Raw genomic sequence first — 17290 nt, forward strand, 5'->3', positions numbered from 1 at the left:
AAGCTATGAGTATCTATACACCAATTATTACCCAGGCGGGGATCAACGCCGCCGTGAATGCACAGACCCATGGCATTCAATTAGAGATCGGGCGCATTGGCGTCGGTGACACAGGCTATGTGCCTAATCGCACCCAGACGCGGCTGCAAAATGAACGAAACAATGTCCAGGTCAGTGACGGCCGGGTGGTGGGTGATGGCCAGTTTCATTTGTCCGGTATATTTACCGACGACACACAATATGCCGTCCGCGAAGTGGGCTTTTATCTGAATGATCATTCCGATGATGCACAGAAAACCTTGTTTGCCATCTGGTCGCATCCGGAGCATGTATTGTTTTATCAAACCCCGGTTGCCCGCGTGGTACAGGGCTTTGACCTGACATTAACGGCGGTGCCGTATGAGCATCTGACTGTGAATACCAGCGGGGATCTGAAGCTGTTTCACACCCCCGAATTTGTGGCCATGACAGAGGCGCAAACCAGTATGGTCATTGCCCAGTTGCAGTCAAACCACAGACAAATTCAATTTAACGAACGTTTACTCGAACTAGGAGTGTAACTATGAGTAATTCACAAACTATGTCGCTGGATCAGCGTATCGCAGCGTTGCAGCAAACCAATGGAGAGCTGGTGGCATCAAACAATACGCTGACTCAAACCGTCACCGGAAAAATGTCTGCGATAAACGCCACAGTCGCCAGCGCAGAGGCACGTATGGATCAGGCCATCGCAAACCTGGCAGCAAGTCATTCAGATACACGTATCAATTATTATGATCGGCTTGTTCACTCAAAGAGCTCGCTGGAAATACAAGCTGAGGAAGGTCAGGAGTATATCTCCAAATGGAAGAAAGTGCCTGTTACCACTGGTTGTTACCAATACCCCAGTGTCGGCTCTCTGACAAGAGTACACTTTACCAATTCCTACATGAAAGAACCGGGCTATTATGAAAAACCCGTTCAATATGATCAGGACTGGAGCGTTACGCAGATGCAGTTTGTGCTAGCGAATGAAAAAGCAACCAGTGAGCAAATAAATCAAATGCTTGACGAACAAGGAAGTGTTTTACTTAAAACTGGCTATTGGGATGCTACGCCGAGAATGCTTACTATTCCTTGTATCTCTATTTCAGGTTTGCACCCTTACTCAGTGTTGTTTGTAAGATTTATAAACAGCAATAGTACGCAAATATCTGATCCCCGGCCTTTGCAAAACATAACTCAATTTGGTTATGCCACGTTTGCTGTAGACCGCGTTGTTAACTATCCGCATATCAAAGTATAGGAGTATTGAAATGGAACAATTTCCAACCCCAGAAGCAGAGTTGGTAATGCAGGCAAGCCTGGATAAGCAGGTCAAGCGAGGTCAAATCACCCTGCAAGTAGGTGACAATGAGTCACTGTTAGGCACTACCTCAGATACGGCGCACCTGTTACTGGTGGAGTTTTCCAAGCTAGTATCTTCGATTGCCAGTGCAACCTCTCTGGATGATATTAAAGCCTCGGCGCAAGACTGCACTGACCTTATTGGTACAATCAGTGAACAGGTTGATTCTGGTGCCCTGTATTTCCCCTATCAACAAAAAGGGACTGAGGTGGTTTTATCTGACATTCAAAGCCGTGCTAAAGGTGTGTCTGAGATTTTGGCACCCTAATCATTGCCGCTTTGAACTACTTCAAAGGCAGCCTCTGGCGCTGCCAGTACACTCTCCTTGAGGCCTTCCATGACCGACCTTTTCGATTTTACGGCGCTCCCTGCGCCCGATATTTTAGAATCTATTGAATTTGAAGACATTTATCAGGCGCGTGTGGCGCGGTTTAAAGCCCTTGCGCCGCAGTATACTGACGCACTGGCCCTGCAAAGCGATCCGTTATCGGTATGCTTGCAGGTCGAAAGTTACCGCGAGCTGTTACTACGGCAGCGTATTAATGAAGCCGTACAGTCTAACTTACTGGCAACAGCGCAGGATGCTGATCTGGACCAACTTGGGCTGTTTTACGGTGTCCTGCGGGCAGCCAGTGAAGCAGACAGCGGGTTCCGTCAACGGATCCGGCAAAAGACCCTGGCATCCAGTACGGCGGGCAGTAAAGATCATTATCGCAATGCGGCACTGACTGCCGCGCCCAGTGCGATCCGTGATGTGGAAGTAGACAGTCCCGAGTCCGGTAAGGTACGCGTGGCGGTGTTATTTCATGCGGACCAGGAGCCGACAGCGGCATTACAGCAAGTACGCAGCTATGTACTCAGTGATGAAGTCAAAGTACTGACTGATACAGTGGACGTAGAGCTGGCAGAGGCCATTGAGGTGGATGTCCACGCTGATATTTACCTCAATTCAAATACACCTTTACGGGTGTTTGAACAGCTGGAAGCCAAGCTGCGTGCTGCATGGCAGACAGAGCTGTCGCTGGGCACGGTGATGACACCCAGTTGGCTCAGTGCTCAGTTACATGTTGCAGGCGTCAAGCATGTTGAAATCCATACCCCTGCTTCTTTGGTCGAAGTGGCGGCAAATCAATATGTTCAGCTGAAGCAGGTAAGTTTATGTCTGAAAACTTAACCCCGAATACACCTTTAGTACCACCCAATCACACTCCACTACAACGGGCGTTAGATCAGCACGGGCAGCTCACTCAAACACTGGAAGCAAGTATTTCGTTGCTGAGGGGCTTTAAGTCTCACCCCAACCCTAACTTGTTGCCCTGGCTGGTTTGGGAATATGGTTTGGATCCATTGGAGCCGTATCTGGACAACCTGGATCAGGTGTTGTTGCAGGGGCTGAGCTGGCAGCGGATCCGAGGTACGCGGGCGAGTCTGGCGATGGCTGTCGGCTGGCTCGGGGAACCCTTATTGCACATTGAGGAGTCTGGATCACCTCGGCACTTTTATCGTTATCAGTTGCATCTTGATAGTGTACCAGGTGAGTGGCAACTCAATCGGCTGGCACAGCTGAGTGAGCTAAGTGCACCGGCCCGCAGCGAGCTGGTCCGGATCACTTATCAGCTTGATATTCGCGAACTAGCGCTTTCGTCGGGACAGTTCGGCGACTTGCTCAGTGATCAGTCTGGTTTTCGTTATACCTTGCAAGATGGCAAGCAAGTGAGGCTGTCTCGCCAGCGTACGCACCGCGGACGAACGGAACTGTCTGCGCAGAGCGGGAGCAAGGTGTTGCGCAAGCGAGGCCAACTGTGGGGTCAGGTCCACAATCACCAGCTGGGTACGCTGGTGCTCAGTGAACCGTCTGCAAGCCACCTTCAGTCTGGTATTTCGCATCAACGTGCCATTGTTAGTCATATCCAAACCCAACCCGGACTCTGGCAAGCAAGCTGGTCAATAGTGAGTTGGTCTGACAGTCAGACACCTCAGCTTGTGCAGTGCCATTACTCACTTACTTAACCACTAAACAAGGAGTTACATTGTCTATTTTCACCTTTAACGGGCGGACCCTGCTTGCGCGCAGTGTGGCCCAAACCTCCCTTTATCTGGCCTGGGGCCGCGGTGATGGCAACTGGCAAACGCCCCCATCTGAACCCATTAGTGCCACGCAACTGGCCGATCCCTTAGGGTATCGCAAAGTGAAATTCCAGGGCTTTTGTGAGCCGGATGAGCAAGGCGATATCGATGTGCAGGGGGCGCGTTATCGCTACAGCGCTGAGCCTACGCGTCATGTTTATTGTCAGTTTGTTTTTGATTTTGAAGATGCGCAGGGCGAAACCATTCGTGAACTGGGGATTTTTTCAGGCACAACCTTCACAGCCGATGTGGCAGCGGGACAGGTCTATGTACCGCCAGAGCAAGTCGCATCAACGGGGACTTTGTTGCTGTTGGATCACCGGGCGCCTTTGGTTAGAGAACCAGGCGTTCGGGAAAGTTTTGAATTTGTGATGAGTTTTTAGGAGAGCCCATGCTACAGGATTATTATCACAATTATGATAAAGCCAATGGCTATGAGCGGCTGCTGTTTCGTTCCGGGCGTGGTTTGCAAAGCCGGGAACTAAACGATTTACAATCGCAGGTTCGCCACCAGGTTAAAGGGATTGCCGACGTCTTGCTCAAAGATGGTGATTTGGTGTCCGGCGATGATGTCGTGATAGACGCTGTGTCGGGAGAGGTTCAGCTGAGCACAGCCCAGGTATATCTGGACGGTCATATCAGGGACATAGCCGCAGCCAAATTTACTATTGCGCTGCAAGGTGGTGTGGACATTGGAGTCTGGCTCACCCACAGCGTTGTAACGGAAACTGAAGATCCTTCGCTTAGAGATCCGGCCGTCAATGCCCTCAATTATGATGAGCCCGGCGCTGCCAGATTGCAGCAGCATTGTCAGTGGGGACTGCGAGAGGACGCGCTGGCCGAGGACGATGCGTTTTATCCTGTACACCGTATTGAAGATGGTGTGCTGATCATCAAGCAAGCACCACCTCAGCTGGATGCGGTGACTCAGGCACTGGCCCGTTATGACCGTGAAGCCAACGGCGGCAGCTATGTCGTTGAAGGGATGGCGCTGAGTTATCGTGACCGCGAAGCCGATCAGCAGGTCTTTAGCCTGCAAGAGGGGAAGGCGCATATTCAGGGATATGAAGTGGCCTTTGATACTGCGCGCAGCACTGCCTTTGACTGGGACCCGGATATTGGCACGGTCAGAGAAGAGCCCAAGGCGTTTATCAGTGTTCCGGCATCAGACGATGGCGCACGCAGTATGCGGGTTGACCTGGACTTCTTTCCGGTTAAAGCCGTAGAAGAAGTGAATGTCAGCATAGAAAAAAGCGCGATATTGACGCGGGCTCAACTGGCAGGTGGAGAGGATCTGCTTCCGGATGAGTCAGTACTGGAGATCCTGAGTGTCACGCAGGGAGAGACGACCTTTGTTGCCGGCGTTGATTTCCTCTTCTTACGGAATCACATCAGCTGGCAGCTCAGTGGTGCAGAACCAGCCCCTGGCAGCCAGTTTGAGGTGCGATACCGCTTTCGTACTCAGGTGGCAATTGAACATGATGAGTTCGGTTTTACCCTGCAAAAGCAGCAGCCACAGGGAGAGCTGGTTGAGAATGCTCTGATCACTGTGGACTATCAGTGGTATCGGCCACGCATTGATCTTGTGGTGCTGGACCGCTTTGGTCAGCTTAAGCGCATTAAAGGACAACCGGCACATCAGCTGCCCGTTGCGCCAAAAGTGCCGGCCAATCATCTGCCACTGGCGCAGGTGAGTCAGAGCTGGTTTACCGATCAGGCACCGGAGATTGAAAACCTTGCGGTCAGGGCGGTGTCTATGTCTGAGCTGGAACAAATGCAGTCTCAGATCAGTGACTTATATCAGTTGCTGGCGATTGAGCGGTTGCGTAATGACGCCAACAGTGAGGAATCTGCCAGCAAGTTCGGCGTATTTGTCGACCCTTTCATTGATGATGATATGCGTGATGCCGGCATTGAACAAACGGCAGCGATTGTCGATGGTGAGCTTATTTTACCCCTGAGCGCGGATATCATTGAACTGCCTTTGCCAAGCGGTAATGTGCTGACTTTGCCTTATGAACTTGAAGACGTGCTGGCGCAAACGAAACAAACTGGCAGCATGAAGGTCAACCCCTATCAGGCAGTTGAACCTATTCCTGCCACGGTGCGTTTGACACCCAGTGTCGACCACTGGACCCAGACAAGCCGCAGCTGGACCAGCCCCATCACCCGACGTTTTGATATCGGCCGGGGGTTGCGCAGGTTAACGCGCACACGCACCAGCACTCAGGTGCTGAGCCGCACCACGCGTCAGGCTCAATTCATGCGTTCACGTTGGGTGAACTTTACTATATCCGGATTTGGTCCGCAGGAAACCCTGGAGCGGGTGACCTTTGATGGGATCAGTGTCCAGGCTCAGGAGGTTTAATGATCAAGGCAGACAGCAACGGCCAGATACGTGGCCGTTTTTTGATCCCAGACAATGTGCCGGTGGGCAGTAAAGATGTGCGTTTCATCGGTGCGAAAGACTCGATGGGGCAGGCGCGTTATACCGGCAATGCCACTATTCGTAGCGAAACGGTACGCCGTATCAATTCAATTGTGACGGTGCGTTATGACCCATTAGCACAAACCTTTACCTTGCCAGAGCGCCGCTTTATAGCCGCCGTTGAGTTATGGTTTAAAAAGACAGGAAAGGAAGTGGTTCGCGTGCAGATCCGCGAAACCGAACTGGGGATCCCCAACCAGACGGTGTTGGCTGAGGCCACATTAGAGCAAGGCGATATTAAACTTGGGGGTGAACCAACCTTGTTTGAATTTACCCCGGTGTCGCTTAATGCCGGTGAAGAATACGCGATAGTAGTGCTCACGGATGGTGACGAGCATGAAGTGGCGATTGCTGAACTGGGCAAGTTTGACAGCGACAGTGGATGGGTAACTAGCCAGCCTTATCAGGTCGGTGTGTTGCTGTCTTCAAGTAATGCGTCAACCTGGACACCGCACCAGAACCGCGATCTGGCGTTTCGTCTTAAAGCCGCCCGCTTTACGCAAACAGAAAGTCAGGTGGCTTTGGGCGAGGTGGCGCTGGATGGCCACACAGACTTGCTTGCGCTGGCTGTTGCAGAGCGCCCGGGAAGTGACACTCAGCTACAATTTGAGTTTTCAGGCGAAAGCACAGGCACGTTCAGCTTACAGGAATTACAGTCCGTCCGGCTAGCTAACAAAGCCACAGAAACAATCAATGTCAGTGCCAGGCTGACCGGTACCGCGACCCAGTCTCCGGTATTGTTTGAAAGCGTTCAGGCTGCACTGGGCACAGTGGCGGAGCAGGCCGACTACGTGACTCGGGCGATCCCCTGTGAGGTGGATGGCAGTCTTAAAGTGAGCTTTGAAGCCCAGCTGCCGGGCGTTGCGAAAGTCACGGTACTGATTGAGCAGGGGGATAGCTGGCTTGAAGTGCCGCTGAAATCGACACAGGCCGCGGATGAAGGCTGGCAGTTGTGTCATTACCAGCTGGATAGCCTGACCGAGCGCAGTGCAAGGGTAAAATTACTGCTTTCTGGCAGCCATACGGAGCGCCCCCGAGTGCGCGCTTTACGGGCATTTTCTATCTAAGGAGGTGGTATGCACAATCCACAAACCCCGCATTTTTCACTGCCTCTGCCGCATCCGGACAATTTGCTGCAACAAGATGTATTGCGGCTGGCTAATGCCCTGACGGCAGTAGACACGCAGTTATTTCAGCAACAACACGTTCAACAGCAACAGTATCTTGCGGTGCAGGAGAAGCTGCGTCGCAGCCGCCTGAACCAGCTATTAGGCGAACCCCTGCTTGCGCTTTAGTGCAGGCCCCTTCATTTACTTTCTAAATCATTCAACGAGGAATTTATGGCAAGTATACAAACTGCCGTGCAGGTCATGGTCGACAAACTGGTCGCCGACATGCAAGGTGAGCAACCGCTTAGTGCCGAAGAGCAGGCGCTGGTCAGTAATGCAATCACCAAACTGGCCGACAACGAAAAACTGGAACAGGCTGTTGTGGCCGTGGCTGAATCACATATAGAGAATGCTACCACGGCGCTGCAACAGGCAGCTCAGGTGGGCCAAACCAGCCTGCAACAGGCAGCACAGACACTCAATGACAATGGCACCGCGCTTGAAGGCAAAGCGGCAAAACTGGATCAGCTGGATGCAATGGCTCCGAGTCTGGCGCGGGTTGAGGCATTGCAGGGCCGAACGTTTACTAACCAAGTTAGACCTTTGTTTGGCATGAAGTATCTAGATGTTCCTGCAGCTTCTTCCAATAACGCCAGGTCATCGGCAGTATTTGCAATTTACGACCATACAGGACAAACCTATTTGGTCAGACCAAGTACGACGCACAACAATACTATCGAAAGTTGCCGGCTGGAATATTTGTCACTTAACGCAGATGGCTCAGGAAAGACAACCAAGCACACCAGTTTTACCTACACAAGCGCATTTGCACAAAACCCTGCCAGCCAGATTTACGTGTATGGTGCCAGTGCGTATTTGCCATTGGGTAGCAAAGATAACCCGGCAGATATTGAATATGACATTGTGTATAGCACGCAGGACTCACAAACCAGCGGTGTTGCGAATTATGGCGGGGTTTATGTTCGCACTCAGGGCTTTACGTCGATGACTAAGCCGAAGCAGAATCTGAATGCGACAGATCAGTACGGCGTAATGACGAACACCAGTCATAGCTATTCTGATGTTGCTGTGTTGTATGACAATCAAAAGCATTGTCTGGTCATGGTAGATGAAAGCACATCGCTGCTCATTGAAAAGTATCACGATGGTAATGTCATCACCAACACCGCTATCGCAAATCAGGCTGAGTTGCAGGCGTATGTGGATGCGGGTGACTTTACAACGGTGTGTTTCATCTATCACAGCGTTGCCCAGCCTATGGGACGCAGGCGCTATGGAGGAGGTGAGCAAAGGCTAAGCAATAATGCAGCAAGTTTTTATGGCTATTTTGGTGTGTTTAATAACACAGTACAGATGGGAGGAACAAAATACAGTGCTCACTATCGATTTACGTCTGAGCGGCGATTAGAACCGATTAATTTCTTCTTTATGAGTAACTCTGAACCTTCCAGAGCACCTAGCTCCACTGGTATGACGAACGCAGAGGGGGAAGTCACCGTTGCATTAGAAAGTATGAGTGGGGAGTTGTTGGGCATGTATTCTTACCGCTCCAGAGCGGAAACCCAGGGCTATGATGCGGGCTATGTCGCTGGTGCGATTAACTGTATCAATCCTTACAGTCATAGCGGATTGCTTAATGAATATTATATGCACAATTATCACGGCCTTGGCCGTACCTGTCGCGCATTTTAAGGAGAGATCATGAGTTGCGAATATTTTGCCGATAAAGGCATGAAAATTGAAGGAAATTACTGGCTGGTGCATCCGCAGACGGGCGAAGCCTGGAATGATGAGTCTGCGGCCAACTTTATTGCAGGTTACCAGCCGCCGCACCTTAGTGGAGATGCCATTGCTTCACGCAAGATAGAGTTGATCGGCGAGATTAAACGTGCTGTGTATGATTGTCTGGAAGCGCAGCTGTGGCGTGTCACTAAAGCGAATGAGCGAGTGCAGCTCGCGCACCTGGGTGGCTCAGAGGTAGAAATAACAGAGGTAAACGCTGCTTATAAGGCAGAGTTGGAAAAGCGTGAAGCGCTGCGTCAGAGAAGTGATGAGGCGGAGTTACAGGTGGCGGATCTGGCATCCATCGACGCGCTGGACGCATTTTCTTTCAAAGCTGAGCTGTAATACCAATCCGCATTAATACATAACCAATGTGAGAGATTAAATCTGCCGATAACAGTGTTAAAAATTTCTCATTTAGAATAACTAAATAGCAAAATTTTTGCCTCGTTATCGCCGAGATTTACTCGTCTCAAGATTGGCTACTTAATTATGCGGATTGGTATAAACCTTTTTTATTTGCATAAAAAGGTGGGAAAAGTCCAATCCGGTCAGAATTGACCGGTTTTCTTCCCTTTAAATCAGTAAGATACACCTAAGCTTGAGAAAGCTAAATCAAGAGATACAGCAAGCTGTCAGAGAACAGCAAGATTCCGCAAGTTAAAAACCACCGGCTCAGAATGATGAGCGGTGGTTTTTTTATGTCTGAACCTGGCGGGTTTACTGTGTCGAGTTTAAACCGGTCAAAGTTGACCGTTTTTAATTGCTAAAAATCAGTAAGATACACCTAAGCTTGAGAAAGTTAAGTCAAGAGATACAGTAAGCTGTTTGAGAACAGCAAGATCCCGCAGGTTAAAAACCACCGGCTCAGAATGATGAGCGGTGGTTTTTTTATGTCTGAACCTGGTGGGTTTACTGTGTCGAGTTTAAACCGGTCAAAGTTGACCGTTTTTAATCACTAAAAATCAGTAAGGTACACCTAAGCTTGAGAAAGTTGAGTCAAGAGATAAAGACAGCTGTTACGAAGCAGTAAGATTCCGCAAGTTAAAAACCACCGGCTCAGAATAATGAGCGGTGGTTTTTTTATGCCTGAACCGGAGAGGGCTTACTGTGTCGATTTTAAACCGGTCAAAGTTGACCGTTTTTAATCACTAAAAATCAGTAAGATACACCTAAGCTTGAGAAAGCTAACAAAAGATTAAAACGTACTTCCCGTGATAAACCCGATGCGATTCTGCCTGATGCAGTATCAGTCGGGTTTTTTTATAACTTAATTTTGTATGACAGAGGATGAGATGAGCCAATTTGCGACACCAGACCTGTCCCGGGTGCCTTTACCTGAGCTGTTACAGGATGTGGATTTCGAGCAACAGTTTAAGGAGATCAAACAGCGTTTTTTAACCGCTCATCCTCAATACAATGATGCTTTGGCACTTGAAAGTGACCCGTTGACCGCCTTGTTGCAAACACTGGCCTATCAGCAGGTCCTGTATACGCAACAAACAAACGATGCGGTTCGGGGTGTGATGCTGGCAACGGCCAGTGGTGCAGACCTGGATGCCATCGCTTCGCGATATAACCTTTTGCGTGGCGACGCTGAGAGTGATAGCCGGTTTCGCCAGCGTATTCAGCTGGCTTTTGATGGTTTGAATACCGCAGGCAGTGCCTCGGCTTATACCTTTCATACTCTATCGCTCGATACGAGCATTCGTGATGTCACTATATCCAGCCCGACCCCCTGTGACGTTGCCTTGACCATTCTCAGCACTGAAGGAGATGGCACGCCGTCTCAGGCATTGCTTGATAAAGTGGGTAAACATTTTGCTGCCCAGGGATGGGAGCACCTGGGGGTGTCACAAGTGCGACCCCTGGGCGATCGGGTCACCGTTCATGCCGCTGAAATCGTGCCGTTTACCGTTAAGGCGGAGCTGGTGGTATTACCTGGGCCGTCTGCTAACGCAATTCTACAGGCTGCCGAGATCGCATTACAAGATTATCTGGTGAGCCGTCAGGCGCTTGGGAAAAAAGTGACCCGGGCCGGATTGTTTGCTGCGCTGCATCGCGAAGGGGTAGAGGAGGTGAATTTGCTGTCTCCTGCAAGCAATGTATCCGTCACGGATGTGCAGTCAGCCCGGTGCGAATACGCACAGGTGATTGTGGTGGTGAAAGATGAATGATTTATTACCAGGTAGCGCATCAGCGCTGAGCCGTGCCCTTGCCCAACAAATGACAAAACCAGGCAAAGTAAGAGCATTACTGCTTGATACTCTGGATATCAGTAACAGAACCCAGGCTGAACGACAGCGCCTTGCAACTCAGTGGCAGCTGGATGCGATGACCGACAGTGCTTTTTTTGGTGCGGATATCAATCAGCTGCTCACTGTGGTTTGGGATAGCACCCTTTGCCCGGTGACAAAACTCACTGCTCTTGCCCGGGCATTAAACATATCCAATCTGGGTGATGCCCCGGATGAGCAGGCGCTGCGCCGGAGTGTGCAGGATGCTTGTATTTTGCAGGATATCCGGCTGTTGTTACGCGCACTGTGGGATCCTATGCTCTGCCCCACGCCGTTATTGCCCTGGTTGGCATGGTCTATGTCTGTGGATGAGTGGGACGAAGCCTGGTCAGAAACACTCAAGCGCCAGGTGATCCGCGATGCGTTTACAGTCCACCAATATAAAGGTACGCCCTACGCGCTGCAAAAAGCACTCGACAGTTTAAACATTGCTACTGAGATCAGGGAATGGTGGCAGTCCGAAGGAGCGGACACCTCTTTGCAAGCGGCAATGCAGCCCGGCACAGTGCAAGTATGGGCGCTGGTGAATCAGAATTTGGATGGCCAACAGCAAGGACTGCTGACACCCCAGATGTTGAAAAAAATTCGCCGGGTGATCAATGCGGTTAAGCGCGGTGCCATACACGTTGATTTACAGCTGGGCATTGCACTGAGCGAGTCTGTGGCACCTTTTGGTGCTGTGCAATCGCCGCTTAATCTGATTGGTCATGAAGTAACAGGTTTGGGTATTACACCGGATCCGACACTGGGCTTAGTGGCAACCACAGCGGCAGGACATTTACTCAATTGTCAGCGCTGGCGTGTACAAGGTGAAGGCCTTACGCCAGATAAAACTGAAGGTGGGATCACATCCTGTGCACTGCTTCACTCATTGAACAGCACTGATATTACGGCTGAAAGTTCGGGTATAACACCTGACCCGACGGCCTGCGAGTTGGCGCTGTTTACAGGGTTTCAAGCTCTGAATATTCAATCTTTTCATTTACAAGGAGTGACTTAATGTCAGCATTAACCTTGCAATTTACTCAGGTGGGGCTAGACGCGCTGTTGTCCGCACGGTCCAGAGGTTTTAGAGGCCAGATCAGCCACATGGCCTTTGGGGATGCAAGCTACACCCCGTCAAAAAATCAAACCACATTGCGCGCTCAAAAAGAGCTGGTGGAAATTGCCGACTCGGACTACACCGATGGTGAAAGTAGCAGCCTGAAAGTGGCGGCCAAATTCGAGGCGCCCCTTGAATACGCAATTGGTGAAATTGGCGTATTTCTGGATTCCGGCGAAAAACTGGCAAACGGTCAGCCCAAACTGATTTTACTGGGGGTGTATTCTAAACCCAACACCACGCTGGGGTACCGAACGCCAGACGTTAAGGTATTGCAGTGGCTTACCCTGAGCCTGACCCAGCTGCCCTCAGACAGTGTTGAGGTCAAACTCGGTGTCGATAATCTTAACCTGATCCTCGATAACGAACTGGCCGAGCTGACCCTGGTGCAGCTAGATACCATGCATCGTCAGATCAATCAGGAATGGCGCTTAGTGGCGTTGGAACAGGCGTAACATAGGACTTTATAGGATTTATTATGTCGACAGACAATATCACTGAATTACTCACTCAGGTGGCTGTGCGCGCCAATGCCTTGTGTCAGAGTGTGCAAGATCATGCCGGTAATATTAACGCCACGGTGAATGCCAAAAAGGCCGAGCTGAATGTAGCAAAACAGCAGGCGCAGCAGGATATACAAAATTACATTGCCGGTGCACGCGGCGAGCAGTCTCATATTTTACTGAGCCGAAACCAGCAAATGGAGCCGCTGGGTAGTGGTGCAATAAAAGGGTTTAATACCATAGGCTTAACCTCTTTTGAAGTGACCAAAGAGGCAACTATCTATGCAAATCCTGGCACCAATGATACTGAGCACACAGATGCGGGTGTTGCACAAAACTTCCGTAGTAATGTTTACGATGGCTATGTAAACGGCCCATTTCACATTTTAAGGATCAAGTGGACCCGAGACCCTGAAAAGACAGCGCGGCTCGATGATAACTTTTCTAATGGATATCATCAGGGGGCATTGACCACAGGGTGTTACCTGAAGGTTATATCTGGCAGTGTGGGTGGCGCAATGTGGCCTGTCACTCAATTTGGAGATGGCTGGCAGTTGTTAGGAACGCGTCAGAAAGTCAATAATCAAGGAGGTGCTTTTGTCGCGCCTCATGCGAAATTGTTGCTGAGTTCACTCACGGGGGAAGCACTGATCTGCTTATTTGGTACTGTATCTGGTTACGCAAACCTGGAAGCCAACGCCTGGGGTCGATTTGCCGAGTTCGCAAGACCCAGCGATATTGATGGTTTAAATACGCGGCTTAGTAACCTCGAAGCTCCTCCAGCCTGATACGCAAACAAGGATCAACATATGCAATTAATCTACAACGATACCGTACTGGCGACTTTGGGTGAACTGATGAGCGAGGCCCAGATCCGCCAATTTCTGATAATGAATGAGATAGATGTGCCGTTTGAAGCACTGACTTTTCGTTTTGAGCACGAAGAAGCGCTGGAATATCGCCGACTTTCTTACCCGCGTGAGTCAGACCCACTCTACATGGAATGGCAATTCGACCAGACAGAAGCGGCTAAACAAGTTTGGCTTGATAAAGTGGCCGAGATTAAAGCGCGCTTTCCTTTACCTCAGACACCGGTCTCTGAGGAGTAAGCCTGAGTGCAGGCACACGAATACGTGCCTTGTTCTTTTTTCTCTGACCCGGTCAGAATTGACCGGTTTTACCTCAAAGAAATCAGTAAGATATACCTAAGCTTGAGAAAGTTAACTCAAGACTTCGGACTCTTTCCTAGGGCGTCATGCACGCCTTTTTATTACCTGAATTAAACAGCGGCACAGGGCTGCCGATTCTAAGCCTGCCACACCCAGGCAAGGCTCACAGGAGACACTATGTCAACGGACAATAAAACCACGACTGAGCGACTCAGTGATGTGGCCGTACGGGCCAATGCACTGTGCCAGACGGTGGCCGAACAGGCCAATGCGATGCAAAATCAAGTGAATAATGCCATTACGTCTACTCAATCGCAGATAGATACCTTTACGTCTGGCACGTTTCGCAACGAAATTCCTTTTCTGCGCCTGACCAAAAACCAGCAGTTAAAAATTAATGGCAAGCTGGAAATTGGCGCAAAGGGGATACCCGATGGATTTACTCTAAATGGTGAAGTACATGGCAAATATTTCGAAACAGAAATAGTAGATGTCAGCAGAACTGACAAGGAGCCAGGACAGCGCTCGTCAGAACAACTGGCTTTCTGGAAAAATGTGCAAGGCACAGCACCAAAATACCACAAACCAGAATTTGCGATTGTCAGGATCACCGCATTGGATGTCAACAATTATCCAACCGATAGCAATCGCCAATACTCTTTATATCAGGGAGGAACGCCTTACAACACGGCAATTACATTTGGTGCGTTTGTTAAAGTGGAGCAGGGTAAAGTCGGGTTTGGCTCAGGGCGGTTTAGCAAACTTGTGCCAGCAGACGGAGAGTGGCACACCATGGTTGAACAAATAAGTGCACCACCCAAAGGAGGCGCGAACTATATCCATGGCCCTCATATTCACCTCGAAAAAGGCAGCAGTTGTTTAGTTGCTTTACCTGCGACAGTGCTTGGCTGGGTGCCTCAAGAACGCTGGGGTTATTTCGAAAAGCCAGTTCTGGAGAGTGAGCTATGAGTATTGAACAAATTACCCAGGCAACGGATGAGCTAGGTGGTGGCCGAGCACGTTTCGATATTGATGCTGATTTACGTGTTTATCTGGCCAAGACCGACTGGTATGTGATCCGTGAACTGGAAACCGGAACTCCCGTGCCCGAGGAAATTAAAGACAACCGGGCCCGGGTTAGAGCCATGATAGAAACACCTTTGCCTCTTCCTTTTTAGGAAAAACCTTCGGGCACGTCGCCCGCCCTGATTCACTGATTGTCTTCGAGTCTTTTTAATCTAAGAGCAAGTCTATGCAACGAACTACCTTAATCACCCAGGTGCTTGAGCGTCTGACGACGTCCCTGGCGGCTGTGGCTCAGGTGAATTATTTAATCCCGAGCCAGGTTGCCCCGGACCTGACCCAGCAAGCCCAACTGACATTAACGCCTAAGTTGGAACGACAGGCCAGCGAGCTGCAAAGTAAAGGCACCGAGACCGGTGTCAGCTATGGACCAGCATACAACAAAAACCTCAGCCCAAATCCGCTGGACAGGCGGGTGTTGAGTGTGCAGCTTGATATTGCGTTGATGGATGGCGATAAAGCCAGGCTGCTGGAGCGGCTGGATGAGGTACTCAGCATAGGCGAAGCCGCGATGAAAGCGGACGACGTGCCCACCCAGTGGCAATATTTTATTACCGAGCAAACGACCTTTGCCTTTAGTCAGCAAAGTGAGGGCGTGAAAGCTCAGTTACAGTTGAGCTGGTCATTTTATTACCAGGTTGAGCAGAGCGAGTCGCCAGGCGTGCCAATCACCGACGTGTATTTGGGGCAACATGGCCATGAACATAAGTTGATCTACAGCACCCAAACGCCCTCAGGGGAGATATTATGATTCCGGACCCCGCTCAATCAGAATTAGCCTTATCTGACTTACAGCATCGTTTAAGCAAGCTGATCACGCTTGGTACTGTGCATGAAGTGGACTATGAAACGGCTCGTGTGAAAGTCAAAATCGGTGACTGGATCACGGCTAAGCTGCCCTGGCTGACCGATATGGCGGCACACAACATGACCTGGCGTGCCCCCGAGGTCGGCGAGCAGGTTATCGTCCTTGCGCCTTGTGGTGACACAGCTCAGGGCGTGATTTTGGGCAGTGTTTATAGTGCGGCCGCAGATCATCATAAGCCAGACCATGTATTAAGTGCGGGTGAAGGGGAAAGCTATGCAGCGGCAAGCAGTCGTGAACATGTGCACCGCACCCGCTATCAGGATGGCGCGCTGGTTGAATATGACACTCAAAATCACACTTATCATCTTTATGTACCGGATACTGACGGTGAAGAAACCGCAAAAATTACGGTACACAGTGAAAGAGATCTTCGTATCGAGTGTGGTTTCAATGCCACGGTAGAAGTGGGCAACAACGCCTCAATCAATGTCGTTAATGATGCCAACCTCACAGTGGGCAATGACGCTTCTGTCAGTGCAGTAAAAAACATTCATGTAACGGCAGAAGAAACACTGAATTTAGCGGGCAAGCAGGTCAATATCAGCTCATCGGAGCAGGATATTGCCATCGCGGCGACGGGCAATCTGTTGCTCAATGGTGCAATGATCAAAGCGCAGGAGTAACCATGCCAGCCATTTCATTAAATAAAGCCCAAACCAATTTGCACGATGATTACAACCCGGCCACGGTGGCAGCAGCACAAAACACCTTTAAGGTCGGTGGAGAAGCTGTGTTGTGTGTTGGTGACGTATTGTCCGTGCACTTACACAGCAAAGACAGCAAGCTACCGCCCCATGCAGGGCAGACGGTAACAAAAGGGGCGCCGGGCTTTACCATTGGGCGCAAAGCAGTTGCCCGAGAGGGTGATGTCAGCAGTTGTAACGCAAAGATTGAAGATGGGTATGCGCAATTCATTGTGGGCAACAAAGGAGGTGCCGCATGATAGGGATGAATGCCCAGACGGGTAAGCCACTCGGTGGCGTGGAACATTTGAAGCAAAGTATTCAGGATATAGTAACGACCCCCAGGGGAAGCAGGGTGATGCGTCGTGATTATGGCTGCGGTTTATTTGATTTGGTCGACCGGCCATTTTCGCACTCTCTGGTGGGCGACATTACGATTGCTATTTCTGATGCACTTGAGCAATGGGAGCCCAGGTTCGCGCTTGAAGGGGTGGCGGTGCACCCGGTCGGAGACGGCAAATTATCAATCGCCATTGAAGGTTTATACCTTATCAATGGTGAACCGGTAACCATCGAAGGGATCCAAATCTAACTTCTGTTTTTAAATCTATTTCAACTTAAGCCACAGCACGGTGCGGCCAATTTATCGCCACACGTCTGTGGCTTTTTTA

General features: G+C 50.2%; 22 protein-coding genes. All 22 read left to right on the forward strand.

Features of this window, described 5'->3' with window-relative positions; all coding sequences use genetic code 11:
- Positions 1–5: 5 nt before the first annotated feature.
- The 22 genes from AT705_RS17750 (at position 6) to AT705_RS17855 (ending at position 17211) form a co-directional block, all read left to right on the forward strand.
- A complete protein-coding gene (locus AT705_RS17750) occupies positions 6–560 on the forward strand; it encodes a phage tail-collar fiber domain-containing protein (protein ID WP_058797597.1) in 555 nt (184 codons plus the stop codon).
- Positions 561–562: 2 nt separating this feature from the next.
- Positions 563–1285, forward strand: a complete 723-nt coding sequence (locus tag AT705_RS17755; RefSeq protein ID WP_058797598.1) for a hypothetical protein — start codon at positions 563–565, stop codon at positions 1283–1285.
- A 10-nt stretch (positions 1286–1295) separates the two neighbouring features.
- The gene (locus AT705_RS17760; protein WP_058797599.1) at positions 1296–1655 is read left to right on the forward strand and encodes a hypothetical protein; all 360 of its coding nucleotides are present in this window, start codon (positions 1296–1298) and stop codon (positions 1653–1655) included.
- A gap of 69 nt (positions 1656–1724) precedes the next feature.
- Positions 1725–2561, forward strand: coding sequence for a baseplate assembly protein (locus AT705_RS17765; protein WP_058797600.1), 837 nt, complete (start codon positions 1725–1727; stop codon positions 2559–2561).
- On the forward strand, positions 2546–3397 hold the full coding sequence (locus AT705_RS17770) for a phage tail protein (RefSeq protein ID WP_058797601.1): 852 nt from the start codon (positions 2546–2548) through the stop codon (positions 3395–3397). Before AT705_RS17765 ends, AT705_RS17770 begins: the two co-directional genes overlap by 16 nt.
- Before the next feature lie 20 nt (positions 3398–3417).
- Entirely contained in the window at positions 3418–3897 is a 480-nt protein-coding gene (locus tag AT705_RS17775; RefSeq protein WP_058797602.1) for a hypothetical protein, read from the forward strand.
- Positions 3898–3905: 8 nt separating this feature from the next.
- Positions 3906–5882 carry a DUF4815 domain-containing protein gene (locus AT705_RS17780; protein ID WP_058797603.1) on the forward strand — a complete coding sequence of 659 codons (1977 nt, stop codon included), beginning with the start codon at positions 3906–3908 and terminating at the stop codon, positions 5880–5882.
- Positions 5882–7069, forward strand: a complete 1188-nt coding sequence (locus tag AT705_RS17785) for a hypothetical protein (RefSeq protein WP_058797604.1) — start codon at positions 5882–5884, stop codon at positions 7067–7069. The genes AT705_RS17780 and AT705_RS17785 overlap by 1 nt, the downstream gene beginning before the upstream one ends.
- Before the next feature lie 9 nt (positions 7070–7078).
- Positions 7079–7297, forward strand: a complete 219-nt coding sequence (locus AT705_RS17790; protein ID WP_058797605.1) for a hypothetical protein — start codon at positions 7079–7081, stop codon at positions 7295–7297.
- Positions 7298–7342: 45 nt separating this feature from the next.
- The gene (locus AT705_RS17795) at positions 7343–8824 is read left to right on the forward strand and encodes a hypothetical protein (RefSeq protein ID WP_058797606.1); all 1482 of its coding nucleotides are present in this window, start codon (positions 7343–7345) and stop codon (positions 8822–8824) included.
- Positions 8825–8833: 9 nt separating this feature from the next.
- On the forward strand, positions 8834–9259 hold the full coding sequence (locus AT705_RS17800; RefSeq protein WP_058797607.1) for a hypothetical protein: 426 nt from the start codon (positions 8834–8836) through the stop codon (positions 9257–9259).
- Between the two features lie 950 nt (positions 9260–10209).
- The gene (locus AT705_RS17805) at positions 10210–11091 is read left to right on the forward strand and encodes a baseplate assembly protein (protein WP_058797608.1); all 882 of its coding nucleotides are present in this window, start codon (positions 10210–10212) and stop codon (positions 11089–11091) included.
- Positions 11084–12211 (forward strand): phage tail protein I, encoded by a 1128-nt coding sequence (locus AT705_RS17810; RefSeq protein WP_058797609.1) that lies wholly within the window; start codon positions 11084–11086, stop codon positions 12209–12211. Before AT705_RS17805 ends, AT705_RS17810 begins: the two co-directional genes overlap by 8 nt.
- Positions 12211–12768, forward strand: coding sequence for a hypothetical protein (locus AT705_RS17815; protein ID WP_058797610.1), 558 nt, complete (start codon positions 12211–12213; stop codon positions 12766–12768). The genes AT705_RS17810 and AT705_RS17815 overlap by 1 nt, the downstream gene beginning before the upstream one ends.
- A 23-nt stretch (positions 12769–12791) precedes the next feature.
- Positions 12792–13604: a hypothetical protein gene (locus AT705_RS17820; protein WP_058797611.1), complete on the forward strand. Its 813-nt coding sequence runs from the start codon at positions 12792–12794 to the stop codon at positions 13602–13604.
- A gap of 21 nt (positions 13605–13625) precedes the next feature.
- A complete protein-coding gene (locus AT705_RS17825) occupies positions 13626–13925 on the forward strand; it encodes a hypothetical protein (protein ID WP_058797612.1) in 300 nt (99 codons plus the stop codon).
- 237 nt (positions 13926–14162) lie between these two features.
- Entirely contained in the window at positions 14163–14954 is a 792-nt protein-coding gene (locus tag AT705_RS17830) for a hypothetical protein (RefSeq protein ID WP_058797613.1), read from the forward strand.
- Entirely contained in the window at positions 14951–15163 is a 213-nt protein-coding gene (locus tag AT705_RS17835; RefSeq protein WP_058797614.1) for a hypothetical protein, read from the forward strand. The genes AT705_RS17830 and AT705_RS17835 overlap by 4 nt, the downstream gene beginning before the upstream one ends.
- A gap of 74 nt (positions 15164–15237) precedes the next feature.
- A complete protein-coding gene (locus AT705_RS17840) occupies positions 15238–15819 on the forward strand; it encodes a hypothetical protein (protein ID WP_058797615.1) in 582 nt (193 codons plus the stop codon).
- Complete coding sequence (locus AT705_RS17845; protein WP_082669032.1) at positions 15816–16559, forward strand: phage baseplate assembly protein V; 744 nt, start codon at positions 15816–15818, stop codon at positions 16557–16559. The genes AT705_RS17840 and AT705_RS17845 overlap by 4 nt, the downstream gene beginning before the upstream one ends.
- Positions 16560–16561: 2 nt before the next feature.
- Positions 16562–16879: a PAAR domain-containing protein gene (locus AT705_RS17850; RefSeq protein WP_058797616.1), complete on the forward strand. Its 318-nt coding sequence runs from the start codon at positions 16562–16564 to the stop codon at positions 16877–16879.
- Positions 16876–17211, forward strand: a complete 336-nt coding sequence (locus AT705_RS17855; RefSeq protein ID WP_058797617.1) for a GPW/gp25 family protein — start codon at positions 16876–16878, stop codon at positions 17209–17211. The genes AT705_RS17850 and AT705_RS17855 overlap by 4 nt, the downstream gene beginning before the upstream one ends.
- Positions 17212–17290 lie beyond the last annotated feature (79 nt).

This window comes from Pseudoalteromonas rubra, from assembly GCF_001482385.1.
Classification (GTDB): Bacteria; Pseudomonadota; Gammaproteobacteria; order Enterobacterales; family Alteromonadaceae; genus Pseudoalteromonas; species Pseudoalteromonas ardens.